General features: G+C 70.6%; 3 protein-coding genes. All 3 read left to right on the top strand.

The features are described from left to right. Positions 1-46: 46 nt before the first annotated feature. The 3 genes from LRS74_RS30935 to LRS74_RS30945 all read left to right on the top strand — a co-directional run bounded on the left by LRS74_RS30935 (position 47) and on the right by LRS74_RS30945 (position 24,759). Positions 47-10,852, top strand: a complete 10,806-nt coding sequence (locus LRS74_RS30935) for a type I polyketide synthase (RefSeq protein ID WP_277744102.1) — start codon at positions 47-49, stop codon at positions 10,850-10,852. Between the two features lie 35 nt (positions 10,853-10,887). Next, positions 10,888-22,536: a type I polyketide synthase gene (locus LRS74_RS30940; protein ID WP_277745008.1), complete on the top strand. Its 11,649-nt coding sequence runs from the start codon at positions 10,888-10,890 to the stop codon at positions 22,534-22,536. Between the two features lie 744 nt (positions 22,537-23,280). Continuing rightward, the gene (locus tag LRS74_RS30945; RefSeq protein ID WP_277744103.1) at positions 23,281-24,759 is read left to right on the top strand and encodes a sugar transferase; all 1,479 of its coding nucleotides are present in this window, start codon (positions 23,281-23,283) and stop codon (positions 24,757-24,759) included. The last annotated feature ends 66 nt before the right edge of the window (positions 24,760-24,825 follow it).

Here is a 24,825-nt window from a genome sequence, read left to right on the forward strand (position 1 = left end):
CTCCCTTCTGCTGTGACGTGTCGAGTTCCCAAGTACGGAGATTTTGATGGGGAATGAAGAAAAGCTTCGTTACTTCCTCAAGCGAGTAACGGCTGACCTGGAGCAGGCGCACGAGCGCCTGCGTGTGCTGGACGCCAGGGACCAGGAGCCGATCGCTATCGTCGGCATGAGCTGCCGCTTCCCGGGCGGTGTCAGCACGCCCGAGGAACTGTGGCAGCTGCTCGCCACCGGCGGTGACGGCATTTCGGATTTCCCGGCGGACCGTGGCTGGGGCCTGGAGGGGCTGTTCGACCCGGACCCCGACCACCCGGGCACCAGCTATGTACGGCAGGGCGGATTCCTCGACGACCCCGCCGGATTCGACGCGGAGTTCTTCGGGATATCGCCGCGTGAGGCCGTGGCGATGGATCCGCAGCAGCGGCTGCTGCTGGAGACCTCGTGGGAGGCGCTGGAGCGCGCCGGTATCGACCCGCAGTCCGTACGGGGCAGCCGCATCGGCGTCTTCGCCGGCACCAACGGCCAGGACTACGCGGCCACCATGGAACGGTCCTCCGACGCGTTCGACGGCTATCTGATGACCGGCGCCGTGGCCAGCGTGCTGTCCGGCCGGGTGTCCTACACCCTCGGGCTGGAGGGCCCCGCGGTCACTGTCGACACCGCCTGCTCGTCCTCCCTGGTGACCCTGCACCTGGCGGGTCAGGCGCTGCGCCAGGGCGAGTGCACGCTGGCGCTGGCCGGCGGCGTGACCGTGATGGGCACGCCCAGCATCTTCCAGGAGTTCAGCCGCCAGCGCGGGCTGGCCGCCGACGGCCGGGTCAAGGCGTTCGCCGACACGGCCGACGGCACGGCCATGGGCGAGGGCGCCGGCATGCTGGTGCTGGAGCGGCTGTCCGACGCGCAGCGCAACGGTCACCCGGTGCTGGCGGTCATCCGCGGTTCCGCCGTGAACCAGGACGGCGCGTCGAACGGCCTCACCGCGCCCAACGGCCCCGCCCAGCGACAGGTGATCCAGCAGGCGCTCTCCAGCGCCCGGCTGTCCGCCGATCAGGTGGACGCGGTCGAGGCGCATGGCACGGGTACGGCGCTGGGTGACCCGATCGAGGCTCAGGCGCTGCTGGCGACATACGGCCAGGAGCGTGCCGAGGGCCGTCCGTTGTGGCTGGGTTCGGTGAAGTCGAACCTGGGTCACACCCAGGCCGCTGCCGGTGTGGCGGGTGTCATCAAGATGGTGATGGCGATGCGGCACGGTGTGCTGCCGCAGACCCTGCACGTCGACGAGCCGTCCACCAAGGTGGACTGGTCCGCGGGCGCGGTACGCCTGTTGACCGAGCAGGTGGCCTGGCCCGAGACGGGCCAGCCGCGCCGGGCAGGTGTCTCGTCCTTCGGCGTGAGCGGCACCAACGCACACGTCATCCTGGAGGGCGCTCCGGCCACTGAGGCCGAACCCGTTGCGGAGCAGCCCGCCACTGATGTGGCCGGTGGTGTGGTGCCGTGGGTGGTGTCCGCGCGGAGTGCGGAGGCGCTGCGGGGGCAGGCGGGGCGTTTGGCTGCTTTTGTGGAGTCCCGGTCTGATGTGAGCCTGGCGGATGTCGGGTATTCGCTGGCGGTGTCGCGGTCCGCGTTGGAGCACCGGGCCACGCTGGTGGCCTCGGATCGTTCGGAGTTCCTGGCGGCTCTGGAGGCGCTGGCTGCCGGTGAGGCCCCGGCGGGTACGGTCCAGGGCGTGGTGTCCGGCGGCAAGCTCGCCGTGTTGTTCACGGGTCAGGGTGCGCAGCGGCTCGGCATGGGTCGGGAACTGTACGAGCGGTTCCCGGTGTTCGCCGAGGCCTTTGATGCGGTCTGTGCGGAGCTGGACGTTCATGTGGAGCGGTCGCTGCGTGAGGTGATCTTCGCGTCTGAGGCCGAGGTGCTGGACCAGACGGGGTTCACCCAGCCCGCGCTGTTCGCGGTTGAGGTGGCCCTGTTCCGGCTGGTGGAGTCGTGGGGGGTCCGCCCCGACTTCGTGGCGGGGCACTCCATTGGTGAGCTGTCTGCGGCGCATGTGGCGGGTGTGCTCTCGTTGGCGGATGCGGCGACCTTGGTGGCTGCTCGTGCCCGTTTGATGCAGGCTCTGCCGCAGGGTGGTGCGATGGTGTCCATCGCGGCCCCGGAGGCTGATGTCCGGTCGGCCCTCGATGGCGCCGCTGGTGTGTCGGTGGCGGCGGTCAACGGTCCCGCTTCCGTGGTGATCTCGGGTGACGCTGAAGCCGTGGCGCGTATCGGTGAGGGCTTCGCGGCGCGTGGGGTGAAGACCAAGCGGTTGCGGGTCAGTCACGCGTTCCACTCGTCGCACATGGACGGGATGTTGGAGGAGTTCGCGGGGGTCGCGAAGGGGTTGTCGTTTGCGGCTCCTCGCATCCCGGTGGTTTCCAATGTGACGGGTGAGATCGCGTCGGTTGAGGAGCTGTGCTCGGCGGAGTACTGGGTGCGGCATGTACGCGACGCTGTGCGGTTCGCCGATGGGATCCGTGCGCTGGAGGCGCAGGGTGTGACCCGGTTCCTGGAGCTGGGCCCGGACGGGACCCTCTCCGCGATGGCCCGGGACTGCCTGGCCGAGGACAGCGATGCCGTGCTCGTCCCGGTCCTGCGTCGTGACCGCTCCGAGGAGCAGACGCTGCTGGCGGCCCTCGGGCAGCTGTATGTGCATGGTGTCGCTGCCGACTGGGAGGCGGTCTTCGCTGGTACCGGCGCCCGCCGGGTCGACCTGCCCACCTACGCCTTCCAGCACGAGCGCTACTGGCCGAAGGACCCTGTTCCCTCGTCGGGTGACGTCACCGCGGCGGGACTCAACGCGGCCGACCACCCGCTGCTTGGCGCGGCCATGTCGCTGGCCAACGACGACGGGTTGCTGCTGACCGGCCTGCTGTCGCTGCGCACCCACCCCTGGGTCGCCGATCACGAGGTGATGGGCTCGGCACTGCTGCCCGGCACCGCCTTCGTCGAACTGGCCCTTCAGGCCGGCGACCGGGTCGGGTGTGATCGGGTGGAGGAGCTGACGTTGGAGGCTCCTCTGGTCTTGCCTGAGCGGGGGGCGGTGCAGCTGCAGATTTCTGTGTCGGCGGCCGGTGAGGGTGGCCGGTGTGGGTTTGTGTTCTATTCGCGCTCGGCTGAGTCGGGGGTGGATGAGCCGTGGACGCGGCATGCCAGTGGGTCGTTGGTCGCTGGTGGTGTGGCGTTGTCGTCGGTTGGTTTGGTGGAGTGGCCTCCGGTGGGTGCGGAGGTGGTGGAGCTTGCCGGTCTGTATGAGCGGTTCGCGGATGCGGGTCTGGTGTATGGGCCGTCGTTCCAGGGGCTGCGTTCGGTGTGGCGGCGTGGTGAGGAGACCTTTGCCGAGGTCGCTCTGCCGGAGGGGATCAGCTCCGAGGCCGACCGCTTCGGTCTCCACCCGGCCCTCCTCGACGCCGTCCTCCACGCCATGGGTGCCGACGGCCTGGAGGGACCCGATGGCGCGCGCCTTCCGTTCTCATGGGGTGGCGTGTCGCTGTACGCCGTCGGCGCATCCGTTCTGCGGGTACGGCTCGCGCCTGCCGGCGCCGACGCGGTTTCACTGACTGTCAGCGACGGCACCGGGGCGCCGGTCGCCATGGTCGATTCCCTCGTACTGCGCCCCATATCCCGAGATCAGCTCGCGAGCGGGCACCAGCAGTCGCTGTACCGGATGGACTGGCAGCCCCTGGCGCTTCCGGCCGGCCCGGCCCCGGCCACTCAGCGGTGGGCGGTCCTGGACGATGATCCGCTCGGGCTGGCATCCACCCTGGGGCTGCCCCGGCTCTCCGTCGCTTCTCTGACGGACGCGGCAGGATCGGGAGAGATACCCGACACCGTCCTCGTTCCTCTCGTCGTCGCCGCCGATGACGAAGAGGAGGCTTCCGACGTCTCGTCGAGGCTGCGGAGTGCGACGGGTCGTGTTCTGGGGCTGGTGCAGGAGTGGCTGGGGGATGAGCGGTTCGCCGCGTCGCGTCTGGTGTGGGTGACGCGTGGTGCGGTTGCCGCGGGTGACGGTGAGGGTGTTGCGGATCTGGCGCATGCCGCGGTGTGGGGTCTGGTGCGCTCGGCGCAGTCGGAGAACCCGGACCGGTTCGTCCTGGTGGATGTGGACGGGGACGAGGCTTCGGCGCTGATGTTGCCGTCCGTCGTCGGCTCGGGTGAGTCGCAGGTGGCGGTGCGTGCCGGTGAGGTGCGTGTGCCGCGTCTGGCGCGTGCGACGGTCCCTGCCCCTTCTGATTCCCCTGTTTGGGATGTGGATGGCACCGTCTTGGTGACGGGTGGTACGGGTGCTCTGGGTGCGTTGGTGGCTCGGCATCTGGTGGCTGAGCATGGTGTTCGGCATCTGCTGTTGACCAGCCGCCGGGGCCTGGACGCTCCGGGCGCGGTCGAGCTGCGTGATGAGCTGACCGCACTGGGCGCTCGGGTGACGGTCGCGGCCTGTGACGCGGCTGACCGCGAGGCGCTCGCCGGGCTGCTGGGCAGCATCCCCGCTGAGCATCCGCTGACGGGTGTCGTGCACACCGCGGGTGTGCTGGATGACGGTGTGATCGAGTCGCTGTCGCCGGAGCGGTTGGAGACGGTGCTGCGTCCGAAGGTGGACGCCGCGTTGAATCTGCATGAGCTGACGCGTGACCTCGACCTGTCCGCGTTCGTCCTCTTCTCTTCCGCTGCCGGGATCCTCGGCGCGCCCGGTCAGGGCAACTACGCAGCAGCCAACGCCTTCCTCGACGCTCTGGCGCAGCACCGCCGCGGCCTGGGCCTGGCGGGTCAGTCGCTCGCCTGGGGCCTGTGGGCCCAGAGCAGTGGCATGACCGGCGGCCTGTCCGAAGCGGACGTCTCGCGCATGACGCGTGCGGGTATGCGCCCGCTGTCGGAGTCCGACGGGCTGGCCCTCCTCGACGCCGCCCGCGCGGCGGACGATGCCGTACTGGCTCCGGTGCACCTGAACTCCTCCGTGCTGGCCGGTCAGGCAGGTCTCCCGGCAGTGCTGCGCTCTCTGGTGCGCACCTCGGCCCGGCGCATCGCCGATGCCGGTCGGGCCCAGGACGGCGGGCTGAAGGAACGACTCCTGGCCACTCCCGCGCAGGACCGTGAGCGTGTACTCCTCGACCTCGTCCGTGGCCACGTGGCGGCTGTGCTCGGGCATGGTTCACCGGACGCGGTGCAGCCCCTGCGTGCGTTCAAGGAAGTCGGCTTCGACTCGCTGACTGCCGTGGAACTGCGCAACAGGCTGATCGCGGACACGGGACTCCGACTGCCGGCCACACTGGTCTTCGACCACCCCACGCCGACCGCGATCGCGGACCTGCTGCGGACCGAGCTCCTGGGCGACGACGCCCTGGCGGCGGCCACGGCGCTTCCGGCCGTCCCGGCCTCGGCAACGGACGACGAGCCGATCGCGATCATCGGCATGAGCTGCCGCTACCCGGGCGGGGTGCTGTCGCCGGAGGACCTGTGGCAGCTGGTGGCATCCGGAGGCGACGGCGTGTCCGCCTTCCCCACCGACCGTGGCTGGGAGCTGGACGGCCTCTTCGACTCGGATCCAGGTCGCTCGGGCACCAGCTACGCCCGCGAGGGCGGATTCCTGCACGACGCGGCGGACTTCGACGCGGCGTTCTTCGGGATCTCGCCGCGTGAGGCGCTGGCGATGGACCCGCAGCAGCGTCTGCTGCTGGAGACCTCGTGGGAGGCGCTGGAGCGCGCCGGCATCGACCCGCAGTCGCTGCGCGGTAGCCGCACCGGCGTGTTCACCGGCGTGATGTACCACGACTACGGCGCCCGGGTGCGGGAGATCCCGGAGGGGCTGGAGGGCTACCTCGGCAATGGCAGCTCGGGCAGCGTGGCCACTGGCCGTATCTCGTACACCCTGGGCCTCGAGGGCCCCGCGGTCACCGTGGACACCGCGTGCTCGTCCTCGCTGGTCGCCCTGCACCTGGCGGCGCAGGCGCTGCGTCAGGGCGAGTGCACGATGGCATTCGCGGGCGGCGTGACCGTGATGTCCACCCCCGGTGTCTTCGTGGAGTTCAGCCGGCAGCGTGGTCTGGCCTCCGACGGCCGCTGCAAGTCCTTCGCGGGCGCGGCGGACGGCACCGGCTGGGGCGAAGGCGTCGGCATGCTGGTGCTGGAGCGGCTGTCGGACGCCGAGCGGAACGGCCACCAGGTGCTGGCCGTGGTGCGGGGTTCGGCCGTCAACCAGGACGGTGCGTCGAACGGTCTGACGGCGCCGAACGGTCCCTCGCAGCAGCGCGTGATTCGCCAGGCGCTGTCGAACGCCCGCCTCTCCGCCGATCAGGTGGACGTCGTCGAGGCGCACGGCACGGGCACCACCCTGGGCGACCCCATCGAGGCCCAGGCGCTCCAGGCCACCTACGGCAAGGACCGCTCTCCGGACCGCCCGTTGTGGCTGGGTTCGGTGAAGTCGAACCTGGGTCACACCCAGGCGGCCGCGGGTGTTGCCGGGATCATCAAGATGGTGATGGCGATGCGGCACGGTGTGCTGCCGCAGACCCTGCACGTCGACGAGCCGTCGCCGCACATCGACTGGTCGGCGGGCGCTGTCGAGCTGCTGACCGAGCAGATCGCCTGGCCGGAGACCGGCCAGCCCCGCCGGGCGGGTGTGTCCTCCTTCGGGATCAGTGGGACCAACGCCCACGTCATCATCGAGCAATCCACACCGAGTGATGCCGCTGACATCGAATCGGCCGATCAGCGAGCCGCCGGTGGTGTGGTGCCGTGGGTGGTGTCCGCGCGGAGTGCGGAGGCGCTGCGGGGGCAGGCGGGGCGTTTGGCTGCTTTTGTGGAGTCCCGGTCTGATGTGAGCCTGGCGGATGTCGGGTATTCGCTGGCGGTGTCGCGGTCCGCGTTGGAGCACCGTGCGGCGGTGGTGGCTTCGGATCGTGCGGAGTTCCGTGCGGCTCTGGAGGCGTTGGCTGCTGGTGACGTGGCGCCTGGTGTGGTTCAGGGCGTGGTCGGTGGCGGGAAGCTGGCCGTGTTGTTCACGGGTCAGGGTGCGCAGCGGCTCGGCATGGGTCGGGAACTGTATGAGCGGTTCCCGGTGTTCGGGGAGGCTTTCGACGCGGTCTGCGTGGAGTTGGACGTTCATGTGGAGCGGCCGCTGCGTGAGGTGATCTTCGCGTCTGAGGCCGAGGTGCTGGACCAGACGGGTTTCACCCAGCCCGCGCTGTTCGCGGTTGAGGTGGCCCTGTTCCGGCTGGTGGAGTCGTGGGGGGTCCGCCCCGACTTCGTGGCCGGGCACTCCATTGGCGAGCTGTCTGCCGCGCATGTGGCGGGTGTGCTCTCGCTGAAGGACGCGGCGACCCTGGTGGCCGCCCGCGCCCGTCTGATGCAGGGCCTCCCGCAGGGTGGTGCGATGGTGTCCATCGCGGCCCCGGAGGAGGACGTCCGGTCGGCGCTTGACGGCGCCGCTGGTGTGTCGGTGGCTGCGGTCAACGGTCCCGCTTCCGTGGTGATCTCCGGTGATGCCGAGGCTGTGGCGCGTATCGGTGAGGGCTTCGCGGCGCGTGGGGTGAAGACCAAGCAGTTGCGGGTCAGTCACGCGTTCCACTCGTCGCACATGGACGGGATGTTGGAGGAGTTCGCGGGGGTTGCGAAGGGGTTGTCGTTTGCGGCTCCTCGCATCCCGGTGGTTTCCAATGTGACGGGTGAGATCGCGTCGGTTGAGGAGCTGTGCTCGGCGGAGTACTGGGTGCGGCATGTGCGGGAGGCGGTGTTGTTCGCCGCCGGTGTTCGCACGCTGGAGGCCCAGGGCGTGACCCGGTTCCTGGAGCTGGGCCCGGACGGGACCCTCTCCGCGATGGCTCGGGACTGCCTGGCCGGGGACAGCGAGGCCGTGCTCGTCCCGGTCCTGCGTCGTGATCGGTCCGAGGAGCAGACGCTGCTGGCGGCGGTGTCCGCGCTGTATGTGCAGGGTGGTGAACTGGGCTGGGAGGCGGTGTTCGCCGGTTCTGGCGCGCGCCGCGTCGACCTGCCCACGTACGCCTTCCAGCACCAGCACTACTGGCTGGACGCCACCGCTCCGGCAGGTGACGTCACCTCGGCGGGCCTCGCCCCCGCCGATCACCCGTTGCTGGGTGCCGCTGTGGGACTGGCGGAAGGCGACGGCTACCTGTTCACCGGACGGCTCAGCGTGGACACGCACCCATGGCTCGCCGACCACGCCGTCTCAGGCATCACCGTGGTCCCGGGCACGGCCATTCTCGAACTCGCCATGCGAGCCGGGGATCAGGTCGGGTGTGATCGGGTGGAGGAGCTGACGTTGGAGGCTCCTCTGGTCTTGCCTGAGCGGGGGGCGGTGCAGCTGCAGATTTCTGTGTCGGCGGCCGGTGAGGGTGGCCGGTGTGGGTTTGTGTTCTATTCGCGCTCGGCTGAGTCGGGGGTGGATGAGCCGTGGACGCGGCATGCCAGTGGGTCGTTGGTCGCTGGTGGTGTGGCGTTGTCGTCGGTTGGTTTGGTGGAGTGGCCTCCGGTGGGTGCGGAGGTGGTGGAGCTTGCCGGTCTGTATGAGCGGTTCGCGGATGCGGGTCTGGTGTATGGGCCGTCGTTCCAGGGGCTGCGTTCGGTGTGGCGGCGTGGTGAGGAGACCTTCGCCGAGGTCGCTCTGCCGGAGGGGATCAGCTCCGAGGCCGACCGCTTCGGTCTCCACCCGGCCCTCCTCGACGCCGCCCTGCACGCCATGGCGGTCGGTGACTCGGAACAGTCCGGCCAGGCTCATCTCCCGTTCTCCTGGAGCGGGGTGTCCCTCCACGCGACGGGCGCGTCGGTCCTGCGCGTAGCGCTGGCGCCCACCGGCAACGACGCGGTGTCGCTGACCGTTGCCGACGGCTCGGGACAGTCGGTCGCGTCCATCGAATCGCTGGTGGTCCGGCCGCTGTCCGCGGAGCAGCTCCGTGCGAGTCAGGGAACCCGTCAGGACTCCCTGTTCCGGGTGGATTGGCAGTCGCTGTCGGCGTCGCTGTCGGTGGCTGAGGCTGGTGCGGGTGGTGCTGGTTGGGCGGTGCTGGGTTCGGAGGATTCTGGTCTGCCGGCGTCGTGGGGTGTGGGTGAGGTCGTTTCGGATCTTGCCTCGCTGGGTGCTGGTGGTGTGGTGCCGGATGTGGTGCTGGTGCCGTGCCTGTCCGGTGGGTCCGGTGCTGCGGATGTACGTGGTGCGACCGGTCGCGTCCTGGGCCTGCTGCAGGAGTGGCTGGGGGATGAGCGGTTCGCCGCGTCGCGTCTGGTGTGGGTGACCCGTGGCGCGGTTGCCGCGGGTGACGGTGAGGGTGTTGCGGATCTGGCGCATGCCGCGGTGTGGGGTCTGGTGCGCTCGGCACAGACGGAGAACCCGGACCGGTTCGTCCTGGTCGACCTGGACGAGGGCGCCGATGCGGCGACCGTCCTGCCGTCCGTCGTCAGCTCGGGTGAGTCGCAGGTGGCGGTGCGGGCTGGTGAGGTGCGTGTGCCGCGTCTGGCGCGTGCGACGGTCCCTGCGCCTTCTGATTCCCCTGTCTGGGATGTGGATGGCACCGTCTTGGTGACGGGTGGTACGGGTGCTCTGGGTGCGTTGGTGGCTCGGCATCTGGTGGCTGAGCATGGTGTTCGGCATCTGTTGTTGACCAGTCGCCGGGGTGTGGACGCTCCGGGCGCGGTTGAGCTGCGTGATGAGCTGACCGCACTGGGCGCTCGGGTGACGGTCGCGGCTTGTGATGCGGCTGATCGTGAGGCGCTGGCCGGGCTGCTGGGCACGATCCCTGCCGAGTATCCGCTGTCCGGTGTCGTGCACACGGCGGGTGTGCTGGATGACGGTGTGATCGAGTCGCTGTCGTCGGAGCGGTTGGAGACGGTGCTGCGTCCGAAGGTGGACGCCGCGTTGAATCTGCATGAGCTGACGCGTGACCTCGATCTGTCCGCGTTTGTGCTGTTCTCCTCGGCGGCTGGGCTTCTGGGTGCGTCGGGTCAGGGCAACTACGCGGCGGCGAATGCGTTCTTGGACGCGTTGGCTGAGCGGCGTCGTGCGGAGGGTCTGGCGGGTCAGTCGCTGGCTTGGGGTCTGTGGGCTCAGGCCGGTGGCATGACCGGTGGTCTGGCGGAGGCGGATGTCTCGCGGATGACGCGTGCGGGTCTGCGTCCGTTGTCGGAGCCCGACGGTCTGGCGCTGCTGGACGCCGCCCGCGCCGCGGGCGATGCCACACTGGCCGCGCTGCATGTGAACGGCGCTGCGCTGGCAGGTCAGCCGGGTCTCCCCGCAGTGCTGCGCTCCCTGGTTCGGACGCCCGCGCGGCGTGTCGCCGAGGCGGGTCGGGCCCAGGAGAGCGGGCTGAAGGAGCAGCTTCTGGCCACTCCCGCGGAGGACCGTGAGCGGGTACTCCTCGACCTCGTCCGCACGCGGGCTGCGGCGGTGCTCGGACACGCGAGTCAGGACGCGCTCCCGTCCCGTGCGGGCTTCCTGGACTCGGGCTTCGACTCGCTGACCGCCGTCGAGCTGCGCAACGTTCTGGGTGCCGACACGGGCCTGCGGCTGCCGTCGACGCTGCTGTTCGACTTCCCCACGCCCTTCGCCCTCGCGCAGCACCTCCGCGAGGAGCTCTTCCCGAGTGCCGACGGGGCGGGGGACACCGACCCCGCGGAGGCCGAGCTGCGAGCAGCGCTGGCGTCCATTCCGATCAGCCGCTTCCGGCAGGCGGGCCTGCTGGACGTACTGCTTCAGCTGGCCCAGCCGGAATCCGAGAGCGACGAGCCGCAGGACGAGAACGACGCGATGGACCTGGATCTCATCGACGAATTGAACGTGGAAAGCCTCGTGCAGCGGGCACTGGGCGATGCTCAGTAATAAAGAAATCGAAAGTGCCGGTTGCGGAGGATGATATGAGCACTTCTACCGAGAAGATCGTCGAGGCACTGCGTGCCTCTCTGAAAGAGAACGAGCGACTGCGGCAGCAAAATCAGCAGCTCGCCAAAGCATCGACGGAACCGATTGCCATCGTCGGGATGAGCTGCCGCTATCCGGGCGGCATCGACTCCCCTGACGCCCTGTGGGAACTCCTTTCCTCAGGAGGCGACGGGGTGGCGGATTTCCCCACCGACCGCGGCTGGGACCTGGACGCACTGCGCAATCCCGACCCCGAGGCGAAGGGTGCGAGCCACACCCATGAGGGCGGATTCCTCGACGGTGCGGCGAAGTTCGACGCCGAGTTCTTCGGGATATCGCCGCGTGAGGCGCTGGCGATGGACCCGCAGCAGCGTCTGCTGCTGGAGGCGTCTTGGGAGGCGTTCGAGCGGGCCGGTGTCGATCCGCTGTCGTTGCACGGCAGCCAGGTCGGCGTATTCGCCGGACTCATGTACCACGACTACGCAGGGCTCGTGGAGCGGACGCCCGGCGGCGGTGACGGTTTTCTCGGTAACGGCAGCGCCGGCAGCATCCTTTCCGGCCGGGTGGCGTACTCCTTCGGCCTGGAGGGACCGGCGGTCACCGTCGACACGGCGTGCTCCTCGTCGCTGGTGACCCTCCACCTCGCCTGCCAGGCACTGCGCCGTGGTGACTGCTCGATGGCACTGGCCGGCGGCGTGACCGTGATGTCGACGCCGGGCGCTTTCGTGGAGTTCAGCCGACAGGGCGGGCTGGCCTCCGACGGCCGCTGCAAGGCGTTCGCCGACGCCGCCGACGGCACGGGCTGGGCCGAGGGCGTGGGCATGCTGCTCGTGGAGCGGCTGTCGGACGCCCGCCGCAACGGCCACCCCGTCCTGGCCGTCATCCGAGGCTCGGCGGTGAACCAGGACGGTGCCAGCAGTGGTCTGACGGCGCCGAACGGTCCCTCGCAGCAGCGGGTCATCCGTCAGGCGCTGACGAGTGCCGGTCTGACCGCTGACCAGGTCGACGCGGTCGAGGCCCACGGCACCGGCACGTCGCTGGGTGACCCGATCGAGGCGCAGGCGCTGCTGGCGACGTACGGGCAAGGTCGTCCCGACGACCGTCCGTTGTGGCTGGGTTCGGTGAAGTCGAACCTGGGTCACACCCAGGCGGCCGCGGGTGTCGCAGGGATCATCAAGATGGTGATGGCGATGCGGCACGGTGTGCTGCCGCAGACCCTCCACGTGGACCAGCCGTCCACGAAGGTCGACTGGTCGGCGGGTGCCGTGCGGCTGCTGACCGAGCAGGTGGCCTGGCCGGAGACCGGCCAGCCGCGCCGGTCCGCCGTCTCCGGTTTCGGTGTCAGCGGCACCAACGCGCACGTCATCCTCGAAGGCGTTCCGGCCGCCGACACGGAATCGGTCGATCAGCGAGCCGCCGGTGGCGTGGTGCCGTGGGTGGTGTCCGCGCGGAGCGCGGAGGCGCTGCGGGGACAGGCGGCGAGCCTGGCCGCGTTCCTGAAGGCCCGGCCGGACGTCAGCCTGGCGGATGTCGGGTATTCGCTGGCGGTGTCGCGAGCCGCATTGGAGCACCGGGCCACGCTGGTGGCCTCGGATCGTTCGGAGTTCCTTGCGGCTCTGGAGGCGCTGGCTGCCGGTGAGGCCCCGGCGGGTACGGTCCAGGGCGTGGTGTCTGGCGGCAAGCTGGCCGTGTTGTTCACGGGTCAGGGTGCGCAGCGGCTCGGCATGGGCCGGGAACTGTACCAGCGGTTCCCGGTGTTCGCGGAGGCTTTCGACGCGGTCTGCGCGGAGCTGGACGTTCATGTGAAGCGGCCGCTGCGTGAGGTGATCTTCGCGTCTGAGGCCGAGGTGCTGGACCAGACCGGTTTCACCCAGCCCGCGCTGTTCGCGATCGAGGTGGCCCTGTTCCGGCTGGTGGAGTCGTGGGGGATCCGCCCCGACTTCGTGGCCGGGCACTCCATTGGTGAGCTGTCTGCCGCGCATGTGGCGGGTGTGCTCTCGCTGAAGGACGCGGCGACCTTGGTGGCCGCCCGCGCCCGTCTGATGCAGAGCCTCCCGCAGGGTGGTGCGATGGTGTCCATCGCGGCCCCGGAGGCTGATGTCCGGTCGGCGCTTGAGGGTGTCGCTGGTGTGTCGGTGGCGGCGGTCAACGGTCCCGCTTCCGTGGTGATCTCGGGTGACGCTGACGCTGTGGCGCGTATCGGTGAGGGCTTTGCCGCGCGTGGGGTGAAGACCAAGCGGTTGCGGGTCAGTCACGCGTTCCACTCGTCGCACATGGACGGCATGCTGGAGGACTTCGCAAGGGTCGCGAAGGGGTTGTCGTTTGTGGCTCCTCGCATCCCGGTGGTCTCCAATGTGACGGGTGAGATCGCGTCGGTTGAGGAGCTGTGCTCGGCGGAGTACTGGGTGCGGCATGTACGCGACGCTGTGCGTTTCGCCGATGGGATCCGTGCGCTGGAGGCCCAGGGTGTGACCCGGTTCCTGGAGCTGGGCCCGGACGGGACGCTCTCCGCCATGGCCCGCGACTGCCTGGCCGAGGACAGCGATGCCGTGCTCGTCCCGGCTCTGCGTCGTGACCGTTCCGAGGAGCAGACGCTGCTGACCGCGGTGTCCGCGCTGTATGTCCAGGGTGGTGAACTGGGCTGGGAGGCGGTCTTCGCCGGTTCTGGCGCGCGCCGCGTCGACCTGCCCACGTACGCCTTCCAGCACCAGCACTACTGGCCGAACCCGTCCGACATCCGCCCGGAGAACGTTTCTTCGGCCGGCCTGGGATCGGTGGATCACCCCCTGCTGGGCGCGGTGGTGGTACTGGCCGGCACCGATGGGGCCGTGCTGACGGGGCGGCTGTCCCTGGACGCGCAGCCGTGGCTGGCCGACCATGCGATGGCCGGGTCGGTGTTGCTGCCTGGCGCCGCGTTCGTGGAGCTGGCGGTGCGCGCCGGTGACGAGGTGGGATGTGGCCAGGTCGAGGAGCTGACGGTCGAAGCGCCGCTCCTCCTGCCCGACGATCGTGCGGTGCAGGTGCAGTTGGCGGTCGGTGCCGCGGATGACGCGGGGCGGCGGCAGCTGGACGTGTACTCCCGGCCGGCTCCGGAGACGGCGCAACCGGTGATCGCCGACGCTTCCCACGACGACGGCTGGACCCGGCACGCCACCGGCGTGCTCGCACCGGCCGACGCCCGTCCGCACGCGGACGAGTCCACTCTGGCGGTGTGGCCGCCGCAGGACTCCACCGCGGTCGACCTTGAGGGCGTCTACGAGGGTCTGGCCGATTCCGGGTACGACTACGGGCCCGCGTTCCGGGGTCTGCGGGGCGTTTGGCAGCGTGGCGAAGAGGTCTTCGCCGAGGTCGCGCTGCCGGAGGTGGCCGAGGCCGATGCCCGCGCGTTCGGCCTGCACCCGGCACTGCTCGATGCCACCCTGCATGCGATCGGCCTCGGCGGGCTCCTCCAGGCTCCCTCCGGCGATCAGGGTCAGGCTTGGCTGCCGTTCTCCTGGCGTGGGGTGTCGCTGCACGCGGCGGGTGCCTCGGTGGTGCGGGCACGGCTGACGTCGAGCGGCCCCGAAGCGGTGTCGCTGGAACTGGCCGATGGCACCGGCCGACTGGTGAGCCGCGTCGCCGAACTGACCATGCGAGCGGTGGCGGTGGACAAGCTGCGCGACAGCCATGCCACCGCGCGCGACTCGCTGTTCCGCCTGGACTGGGTCGCCCTGCCGACGGCGCCGCAGGACGCGGCCGGGACCGTGGCTGACCGCTGGGTCGTGCTCGGTGAACCCGGCGGCGCCCTCTTCCCGGCATCGGACACGGGCCAGGCCACCGTGGAGGCGTACCCCGACCTCGGCGCTCTGCGAGAGCGGATGGCGGCGGATGACAGCCAGGCACCCGAAGTCGTCGTGGTCGACACCACCGTGAGCAACGGTGACCGCTCCGACCTCGCCTCCGGCGTGCGTGGTGCGACCGGTCGCGTCCTGGGCCTGCTTCAGGAGTGGCTGGGGGATGAGCGGTTCGTCGCGTCGCGTCTGGTGTGGGTGACGCGTGGTGCGGTTGCCGCGGGTGAGGGTGTTGCGGATCTGGCGCATGCCGCGGTGTGGGGTCTGGTGCGCTCGGCACAGTCGGAGAACCCGGACCGGTTCGTCCTGGTCGACCTGGACGAGGGCGCCGATGCGGCGACCGTCCTGCCGTCCGTCGTCGGCTCGGGTGAGTCGCAGGTGGCGGTGCGGGCGGGTGAGGTGCGTGTGCCGCGTCTGGCGCGTGCGACGGTCTCTTCGTCGTCTGATTCCCCTGTTTGGGATGTGGATGGCACCGTCTTGGTGACGGGTGGTACGGGTGCTCTGGGTGCGTTGGTGGCTCGGCATCTGGTGGCTGAGCATGGTGTTCGGCATCTGCTGTTGACCAGCCGCCGGGGTGTGGACGCTCCGGGCGCGGTGGAACTGCGTGATGAGCTGACCGCACTGGGCGCTCGGGTGACGGTCGCGGCTTGTGATGCGGCTGATCGTGAGGCGCTGGCCGGGCTGCTGGGCACGATCCCCGTCGAGTATCCGCTGTCCGGTGTCGTGCACACCGCGGGTGTGCTGGATGACGGTGTGATCGAGTCGCTGTCGTCGGAGCGGTTGGAGACGGTGCTGCGTCCGAAGGTGGACGCCGCGTTGAATCTGCATGAGCTGACGCGCGACCTCGACCTGTCCGCGTTCGTACTCTTCTCTTCCGCTGCCGGGATCCTCGGCGCGCCCGGTCAGGGCAACTACGCCGCAGCCAACGCCTTCCTCGACGCTCTGGCGCAGCACCGCCGCGGCCTGGGCCTGGCCGGACAGTCGCTCGCCTGGGGCCTGTGGGCCCAGAGCAGCGGCGTGACGGGTCAGTTGACCGGCGCCGACGTCGATCGCATGACCCGCAATGGCGCCGAGGCGCTCTCCAACGAGGAGGGGCTGTGGCTGTTCGACGCCGCCCACGGTGCTGAGGCGTCCGTGCTGGTGCCCATGCGGCTGGCCGTGGCGCGGCTGCGCGCCCAGTCCGGCCAGGTGCCGGCGCTGCTGCGCGGCCTCGTCGGCGCGCCGAACCGCCGTGTCGCCGAGGCGGGGAGCGCGGCGTCGCCGCTACTCGCCGGGCTCTCCGGCGCCGAGCGGGAGCGGGCACTGCTCAACATGGTCCGCAGCGATGTGGCGGCCGTGCTGGGGCACACGTCCTCCGGCGCCATCGTGGCCGAGCGTTCCTTCCGCGACCTCGGCTTCGACTCGCTGACCGCCGTCGAGCTGCGCAACCGGCTCAACACGGCGACAGGGCTGCGGCTTCCCGCCACGCTGATCTTCGACTACCCGACGCCGGAGGCGCTCGCCAAGCACCTGAACGCCGAGCTGGCGGACACCGGCAGCGCCGGTGCGCCGGCCACGGTGTCGGCATCCGTGGCCGCCGACGAGCCGATCGCCATCGTCGGTATGGCCTGCCGCTACCCGGGCGGGATCGCCTCCCCCGAGGACCTGTGGCGCCTGGTCGCGGCGGGTGGGGACGGCATATCGCCCTTCCCCACCGACCGCGGTTGGGACCTTGACGCGCTCTACCACCCGGACCCGGAGCACACGGGCACCAGCTACGCACGCGACGGTGGCTTCCTGCATGACGCGGCGGACTTCGACCCGGCGTTCTTCGGGATCTCGCCGCGTGAGGCGCTGGCGATGGATCCGCAGCAGCGGCTCCTCCTGGAAACGTCCTGGGAGGCGTTCGAGCGCGCCGGTATCGATCCGCTGTCGGTGCGCGGCGAGCGGGTCGGCGTGTTCGCGGGCGTGATGGGCCAGGACTACGCCGCTCGCTTCGCCCGGACCCCCGAATCCGTGGAAGGCCAGCTGAGCACCGGGAGCGCGGGCAGCGTCGTCTCGGGCCGGATCTCCTACACCTTCGGGTTGGAGGGCCCCGCGGTGTCCCTGGACACGGCGTGCTCATCGTCGCTGGTGGCCCTGCACCTGGCGGCGCAGGCACTCCGTCAGGGTGAGTGCTCGATGGCACTCGCGGGCGGCGTGACCGTGATGTCCACGCCGGTGGGATTCGTGGAGTTCAGCCGCCAGCGTGCCCTTTCCCCTGACGGTCGCTGCAAGGCGTTCGCGGGTGCGGCGGATGGGACCGGCTGGGCCGAGGGCGTGGGCATGCTGCTCGTGGAGCGGCTGTCCGACGCCGAGCGGAACGGTCACCCGGTGCTGGCGGTCATTCGTGGTTCGGCGGTGAACCAGGACGGTGCCTCGAATGGTCTGACGGCGCCGAACGGTCCGTCGCAGCAGCGGGTGATCCAGCAGGCGCTGGCCAGCGCGCGGCTGTCCGCCGACCAGGTGGACGCGGTCGAGGCGCATGGCACGGGTACGGCGCTGGGTGACCCGATCGAGGCGCAGGCGTTGCTCGCGACCTACGGGCAGGGTCGTTCCGACGACCGTCCGTTGTGGCTGGGTTCGGTGAAGTCGAACATCGGCCACACCCAGGCGGCCGCCGGCGCGGCCGGGATCATCAAGATGGTGATGGCGATGCGGCACGGTGTGCTGCCGCAGACCCTGCACGTCGATGAGCCGACGCCGCATGTGGACTGGACGGCGGGCGCGGTCGAGCTGCTGACCGAGCAGATCGCCTGGCCCGAGACGGGCCGGGCTCGTAGGGCCGCTGTGTCCTCCTTTGGTGTCAGTGGCACCAACGCCCATGTCATCCTGGAAGGTGTTGCGGCTCCTGAACCGCCCGAGGACGCGACTGCGCCGAGTGGTGGGACCGCCGCCCTTGTTCCGTGGGTGTTGTCGGCGCGGAGTGTGGAGGCGTTGCGGGCGCAGGCCCGGCAGCTGGCTTCCTTCGTTGCGGACCGGCCGCGGCTTGACCTGATGGAGGTCGGGGCCTCGCTGGCGACTGGCCGGGCGAGCCTGGAGCACCGCGCGGTGGTGCTCGGAACGGATCGCGAAGAACTCGTTCTCGGGCTGACCGCTCTCGTCAACGACCAGGCCACCGCTCAGGCCGTCCGGGGGGTGTCGGGCTCTCCGGGTGGTGTGGTGTTCGTGTTCCCGGGTCAGGGTTCGCAGTGGTTGGGGATGGCGGTGGAGCTGTTGGAGGCTTCGCCGGTGTTTGCTGCGCGGATGGCGGAGTGCGCTGATGCGCTTGAGCCGTTCACGGACTGGTCGCTGCTTGATGTGTTGCGGGATGAGTCGGGGGTGTGGCTGGAGCGGGTGGATGTGGTCCAGCCGGTGCTGTGGGCGGTGATGGTGTCGCTGGCCGCGGTGTGGGAGTCGCATGGTGTGGAGCCTGCCGCGGTGGTGGGTCATTCGCAGGGTGAGATCGCCGCGGCGGCTGTGGCCGGTGCGTTGACTCTGGAGGACGCTGCTCGGGTTGTTGCTTTGCGGAGCCGGTTGCTGCTGGATCTCAGTGGTGATGGTGGCATGTTGTCCGTCGCGTTGCCGGTGGAGCGGGTCGCTGAGCGGATCAGTGGGTTCGGGGACGCGGTGTCGGTGGCCGCGGTCAACGGTCCCGGCTCGGTGGTGGTTTCTGGTGAGCGTGTGGTGTTGTTGGAGCTTCAGGCGGGGTGGGAGGCTGAGGGTGTCCGGGCGCGGATGGTGCCGGTGGACTACGCCTCGCATTCGGCGCAGGTGGAGGAGATCGAGGATCGTCTGCTGGAGGTCCTGGCCCCGATCCAGCCCCGCAACGCTCGTGTTCCGTTCTACTCTTCCGTGACCGGTGCCCGGATCGACACCTCGGGTCTGGATGCCGCGTACTGGTACCGGAATCTGCGGCAGACGGTGGAGTTCGCCAAGGCGATTGCCACGCTGCTGGATGAGGGGCATGGCGCGTTCATCGAGACCAGCGCGCACCCGGTGCTGTTGATGGGCGTGCAGGAGTCGGCGGAGAGTGCCGACCGGCCGGTGGTGACCGTGGGTACCCTGCGTCGTGGTGAGGGCGGTCGGGAGCGGCTGCTCACCTCGCTGGCCGAGGCGCACGCGCGCGGAGTCGATGTGGACTGGACGTCGCTGTTCAGTGACAGTGGGGCGCGTCTGGTCGACCTGCCCACCTATCCCTTCCAGCGCGAGCGCTACTGGCTGGATGCCTCCAAGTCGAGCGGTGACGTGACGTCAGCCGGTCTCGTCCCGGCCGAGCACCCCTTGCTGGGCGCGGCGATCGGGGTCGCCGAGACGGACACCTATGTGTTCACCGGCCGCCTGAGCCTCAACGCTCACCCCTGGCTCGGTGACCACACGGTGTTCGGCACCGTGCTGCTGCCGGGCACCGCCTTCGTCGACATGGCGGTGCGCGCCGGTGACGAGGTCGGCTGCGGCCGGGTCGAAGAGCTCACCCTGGAGGCGCCGCTGGTGCTGCCGGACCGGGGCGGGGTGCAGGTGCAGATGGCCGTGGGCGCTCCCGACGCGTCGGGACAGCGCAGCCTGACGGTGCACTCGCGCGCCGAAGGGCTTGACGGGGCGGAGTGGACACGCCACGCCAGCGGCGTGGTCGCCCCCGGCACGCGGGAGGCCGGATACGACCTGAAGGTCTGGCCTCCGGAGGGTGCCACCGAGGTGGACCTCGACGGACACTACGACCGGCTGGAAGAGACCGGCCTGGGCTACGGTCCGGCGTTCCGAGGGCTTCGGCGGGCCTGGCTCGGCGCGGCGGACGAGGTCTTCGCCGAGGTGGCGCTGGAGGCCGACGCCGGCCCGCAGGGCGAGAGCTTCGTCCTGCACCCGGCGCTGCTCGATGCCACCCTGCACGCGATCGGACTCGGCAAGCTCGTCGAGGACACCGGCCGCGCCCGGCTGCCGTTCGTCTGGAGCGGGGTCCGGCTGTACGCCTCGGGAGCCTCCACGCTGCGGGTGCGCTTCGCCTCGCAGGGCGCGGACGCCGTGGTGCTGACCGCTGCCGACGAGCTCGGCCGGCCGGTTGCCTCGGTCGACTCGCTGGTGCTGCGTCCGTTCACCCCCGGACAGGTGGGCGGCGGCCGGCAGGAGTCGCTCTTCGAGGTGGCGTGGACGGCGGCCGAGCCGCGGACGGACTCCGTGCCCGGCGGCCGATGGGCGCTGCTGGGTGAGGAGGGGATCGGTCTGGCCGCGGCGCTGATGGCCTCCGGTGCCGGTGTCGATGCCCACCCGGACCTCGCCGCCCTCGGTGAAGCCGTCGAGGCGGGCGTGGCGGTGCCGGACCTGGTGCTGGCGCCGTTCGCCCCGTCGGACCCGGCGGACGGGGGAGCCACCGGCTTCCCGGACGGACTGACCAACACCGTGCACGGTGCGGCGCACCGGGCGCTGGCGCTGGTGCAGGCGTGGCTCGCGGACGAACGGTTCGCCGCCTCGCGCCTGGTCCTGGTGACGCGCGGCAGTGTCGCGGCGGTCGACGGCGAGGAAGTGCCGGGTCTGGCACAGTCGGTGGTGTGGGGCCTGGTGCGTTCCGCGCAGTCGGAGAATCCGGACCGGCTGGTTCTGCTCGACGTGGACGAGCTGGAGGACCAGGAGGATACCGGCCGGGTCGTGCGGGCCGCGGTGGCCTCCGGCGAGCCGCAGCTGGCGGTGCGCCGCGGCAGCACTCTGGTGCCCCGGCTGGTGCGGGCGCGCTCCTCGCACGGCGCCGCCGACGGCACCGTGGCCGCGGCACGGGACACGGCACTCGACGCGTCCGGTACGGCAACGGCCGTGCCGCGCGGGACGTTCGGCCCGCAGGACACCGTCCTGATCACCGGCGGCACCGGCACCCTCGGTGTGCTGGTGGCCCGCCACCTGGTCACCGAGTGCGGTGTCCGGCACCTGCTGCTGACCAGCCGCCGCGGGCCGGCGGCCGAGGGAGCGGCCGAAGCCGCGGCGGAGCTCACGGCGCTGGGTGCGGAGGTCACGGTGGCGGCATGCGACGCCGCGGACCGCGATGCGCTCGCCGCACTCCTGGACACCATCCCGGCGGATCGCCCGCTGGCGGGTGTGGTCCACTCGGCCGGTGTCCTGGACGACGGAATCATCTCCGCGCTCACCCCGGAACGCATGGACGGAGTGCTGCGGCCCAAGGTGGACGCGGCGCTCAACCTCCACGAGCTCACCCGCGACCTCGGCCTGTCGGCCTTCGTGCTGTTCTCCTCGGCGGCGGGCATCCTCGGAGCGGCCGGTCAGGCCAACTACGCGGCGGCCAACGCCTTCCTCGACGCGCTCGCGCAAGCGCGCCGGGCCGTGGGTCTGGCCGGTGTCTCCCTGGCGTGGGGTGCGTGGGAGGAGACCAGCACCATGACCGGCGCGCTCGACGACGTGGACGCCCAGCGCATCTCCCGTGCGGGGATGGCACCCCTCAGCTCCGAGGAGGGCGTGGCGCTGTTCGGCCTCGGTCTGGCGGACCACCGTGCGCTGCTCGTCCCGACCCGGCTGAACGTCGCGGCGCTGCGCGGCCAGTCCTGGCCCGCCGGGGTTCCCGCGCTGCTGCGGAGCCTGGTGCGCACCCCGGCGCGCCGTGCGGTGGAAACGGTGCGCGACGAGCCGGTCGTGCTGCGGCAGCGTCTGGCCGCACTGCCCGCGGCCGAGTGGGACGCGGTCCTGCTGGAGACGGTCCGTGCGCAGACGGCGGTCGTGCTCGGGCACCTGTCGACCGACGAGACGCACAGCGGGGTGACGTTCCTGGAGTCGGGCTTCAACTCGTTGACCGCGCTGGAACTCCGCAACGCCCTCAACGCCGTCACCGGTCTGCGGCTGCCGCCCACCGTGGTCTTCGACCAGTCCACGCCGGCCGCGCTGGCGGCGTACGTGCGGGCGCGGCTGGTGGAGGACGGAGTCCGTGATGCCTCCGCCGCGGCCTCGGCTGTCACCGCCCCGGCCGTTCCGGAGCCCGGGGCGAGCGGCCCTGAGCCGGTCACCATCTCCGCGCTGTACCGGAAGGCGGGTGAGCAGGGGAAGATCACCGAGGCGATGCAGTTCGGCATTCTCGCCTCCGCGATCAGTCCCTCCTTCTCCTCCCCGAGCGACCTGGAGAGCCTGCCGGTCCCCCTCCGGCTGGCTCGTGGTGACAGCGGTCCCGCGCTGATCTGCCTCCCGTCGTTCAGCGTGACCGCGGGTCCTCACGAGTACGCGCGGTTCGCGGCCGTCTTCCGCGGGCGGCGGGATGTCTACGTGATCCCGCAGCCGGGGTTCGCCCCGGGGGAGAGCCTGCCGGACTCGGTGGACGCGCTCGCATGGGTGCAGGCCGAAGTGGCGCGCAGCTGCGCAGCCGGTGAGCCGTTCGTCCTCGTCGGCCGTTCCGCGGGTGGGTGGATCGCGCACGCGGTCGCCACCAAGCTGGAGGAACTCGGGACGCCCGCGGCGGCGCTCGTGCTCCTCGACAGCTACGCCGCCAGTGGTGCGGTGGGGACCGACCTGGCGGACGCGATGATGAGTGGGGTGCTGCTGCGCGACGGGACGCACTCGTCCATCACGGATCTGAGTGTCACGGCGAGTGGAGGCTACAACCGCATCTTCATGGAGTGGCAGGCGCAGCCGATCAGCACGCCCACCCTGTTCCTCCAGGCCGCTGACCCGTTCTCCGAGGATCTGCGCGAGGTGCCCGAGGACATCTGGCGGGCCCGGTGGAACCTCCCGGCCAAGGTCGTGGAGATCTCCGGGGACCACTTCACGATTCTGGAGGAGCACTCGGAGTCCACCGCGCAGGCCGTCGAGGAGTGGCTGGCGGACATGGAGTGACCCCGCAGGCGCCACCCCGCTCCCGCGCGGGGTGGCGCCACGGAACGCAGGGGCTTGCGCCGCACGGCGCAAGCCCCTGCGTCTTTCCGCTTCCGGGCGCCTGTGGTGGGCATCCCTCTCCGCGTCTCAGGCGGTGCGAACGCGCCCGCGGGTACGCGGAGGCTGCCAGGGCCCGGTTGACGAACCGTTCGAACTCCCATCGCCACAGGTCACAACGCGCTTCTTCGTCGTCGAGGCACCCGTGGGCGGTAACCGATCGATGGGGCGAGTATCAAAGCCTGCGCACAAATTGCACGCATCCCTTCTACAGGCCGACCGTGATGGTCTAGATTGACGGTGCTTCAGCTGTTCGAACACGAGGCGACCAATAATGATCTATAGGTCCGGCGCTATGGACAGCCAGCACTCGCGTCCCCGGCGCCAGACGCGGAAGTGATCAATTCTCGGAACCCGAGAGCGGCTTTGGGTGCGGGGAGCACCCGAGGTTTCCACGGGTTCCCGCGCACCTCGAGAGACTGGCAGGACAGGCGAATCCGCTGCCGCCAGGGTGGGTTGTTTCACGTAGCGCCGCATAGCCGGTAGGTCATGCGCGGGGGCGGGGGCTCCCGAGGGGCGGAACGGGGCGGCGCGAGGGGCGGGGGCCTCTCGGGGGGAGGAACAGCGCGGCGCCGGGGGGCGGGGACCTCCCGGGGGAGCAACAGTGCGAGGCGAACACGTCGAACCACTGGGAACCTGGGGGGTTCTGTGCGGCAAGGGGGATTAGTCAGCCCGTTTTCGTCGGAGCGCGGGCCTCTGACGAACGGGGCGATCAGTCAGCCCGCGAACGACTGGGAGCAGCGGTACCGCCGTACCGTGATCATCAGCGATACCGTGGCCACCGCCTTGGTGGTGGCGGCGATCGGCAACTTCTTCGGGGCCCGGGACGCGGCCAACTGGCACGAGAAGTGGGGAATTCTCGCATTCGGCACCGAGCTGCTGGTGCTGGGAGCGCTTGCGGTGAGCCGGTCATGGGCTCCGGCCGTGCTCGGCCAGGGCGCCGAGGAATTCCGCCGGCTCGGGAGATCACTGTTTGCGGCGACCGTCGTACTGGCGCTCGGCGGAATCGCCCTCACCTCGCGCAACATCAAACTCTGGATCTTCGTCGCGATTCCCGCGATCGCGCTCATCACCATGACCGCGCGGTATCTGCTGCGGCTCCGGCTGCACAAACAGCGGAAGGAAGGGCGGTGCCTGCGACCGGTGCTCGCCGCCGGGAGCCCGGACACCGTGCGCGACCTGATCACCCGGGCCCGTAAGTTCCCGCACCTCGGCTGGCGGGTGGACGCGGTGTGTACGACGGACGGTCACGGCCTCGACGGTGACCAACTCGACGGAGTACCGGTCGTCGGCCGACTGGTGGACGTCGCCAGCCACGTCCGCCGCGACGGCTACCGTGTCGTCGCGGTCACACCGGACCCGCACTGGTCACCGGACCGGCTACAGCGGCTGGCCTGGAACCTCGAAGGCAGCGACGCCGAGATGGTCGTGGCCCCCGTGCTGATGGAGGTGGCAGGACCGCGGCTGCACGTCGACGCGGTGCTCGGGATACCGCTGCTGCGGGTCAGCATGCCGACCTTCACCGGGGGCCGCCGGGTGGTCAAGGCGGTCGTCGATCGGATGGGCGCGGCGATCCTGCTGCTGCTGTTCGCGCCGCTGATGGTGCTCGTCGGACTGCTCGTCCTCGCGGACAGTCGCGGTGGGGCGTTCTACCGCCAGCGCAGAGTCGGCAAGGACGGCCGCGAGTTCACCATCTACAAGTTCCGCACCATGGTCGCCGGGGCCGACAGGGCACGCGCCGAACTGGCCCACCGCAACGAGGGCGCCGGCCTGCTGTTCAAGCTCCGCCGGGACCCGCGGGTGACCAGGGTGGGAACGGTGCTGCGCCGGTACTCGCTCGACGAGCTCCCGCAGCTCTTCAACGTGCTCACCGGATCGATGTCGCTCGTCGGTCCGCGGCCTCCGCTACCGGAGGAGTCCGCCGCCTACGGCCCGGACATCCGTCGGCGGCTGCTCGTCAAGCCCGGGCTCACCGGCCTGTGGCAGATCAGCGGACGCAGCGACCTGCCGTGGGAGGAGGCGGTCCGCCTCGACCTGCGGTACGTGGAGGACTGGTCGCTCGCCCTGGACACAGTGATCTTGTGGAAGACGCTGCGCGCGGTGCTCCACGGGCAGGGGGCCTACTGATGCGCGGGGGGACTGCGACGGGGCGATCCCGCCGGCGCGCGGACCGCAGGCCGGGAGGGCCTGCCT

Source organism: Streptomyces sp. LX-29 (assembly GCF_029541745.1).
Lineage (GTDB): Bacteria > Actinomycetota > Actinomycetes > Streptomycetales > Streptomycetaceae > Streptomyces.

Bases quoted from the DNA above. Each gene is read 5' to 3' on its own strand.
- LRS74_RS30935 (WP_277744102.1), top strand. From the start codon at position 47: ATGGGGAATGAAGAAAAGCTTCGTTACTTCCTCAAGCGAGTAACGGCT.
- LRS74_RS30940 (WP_277745008.1), top strand. From the start codon at position 10,888: ATGAGCACTTCTACCGAGAAGATCGTCGAGGCACTGCGTGCCTCTCTG.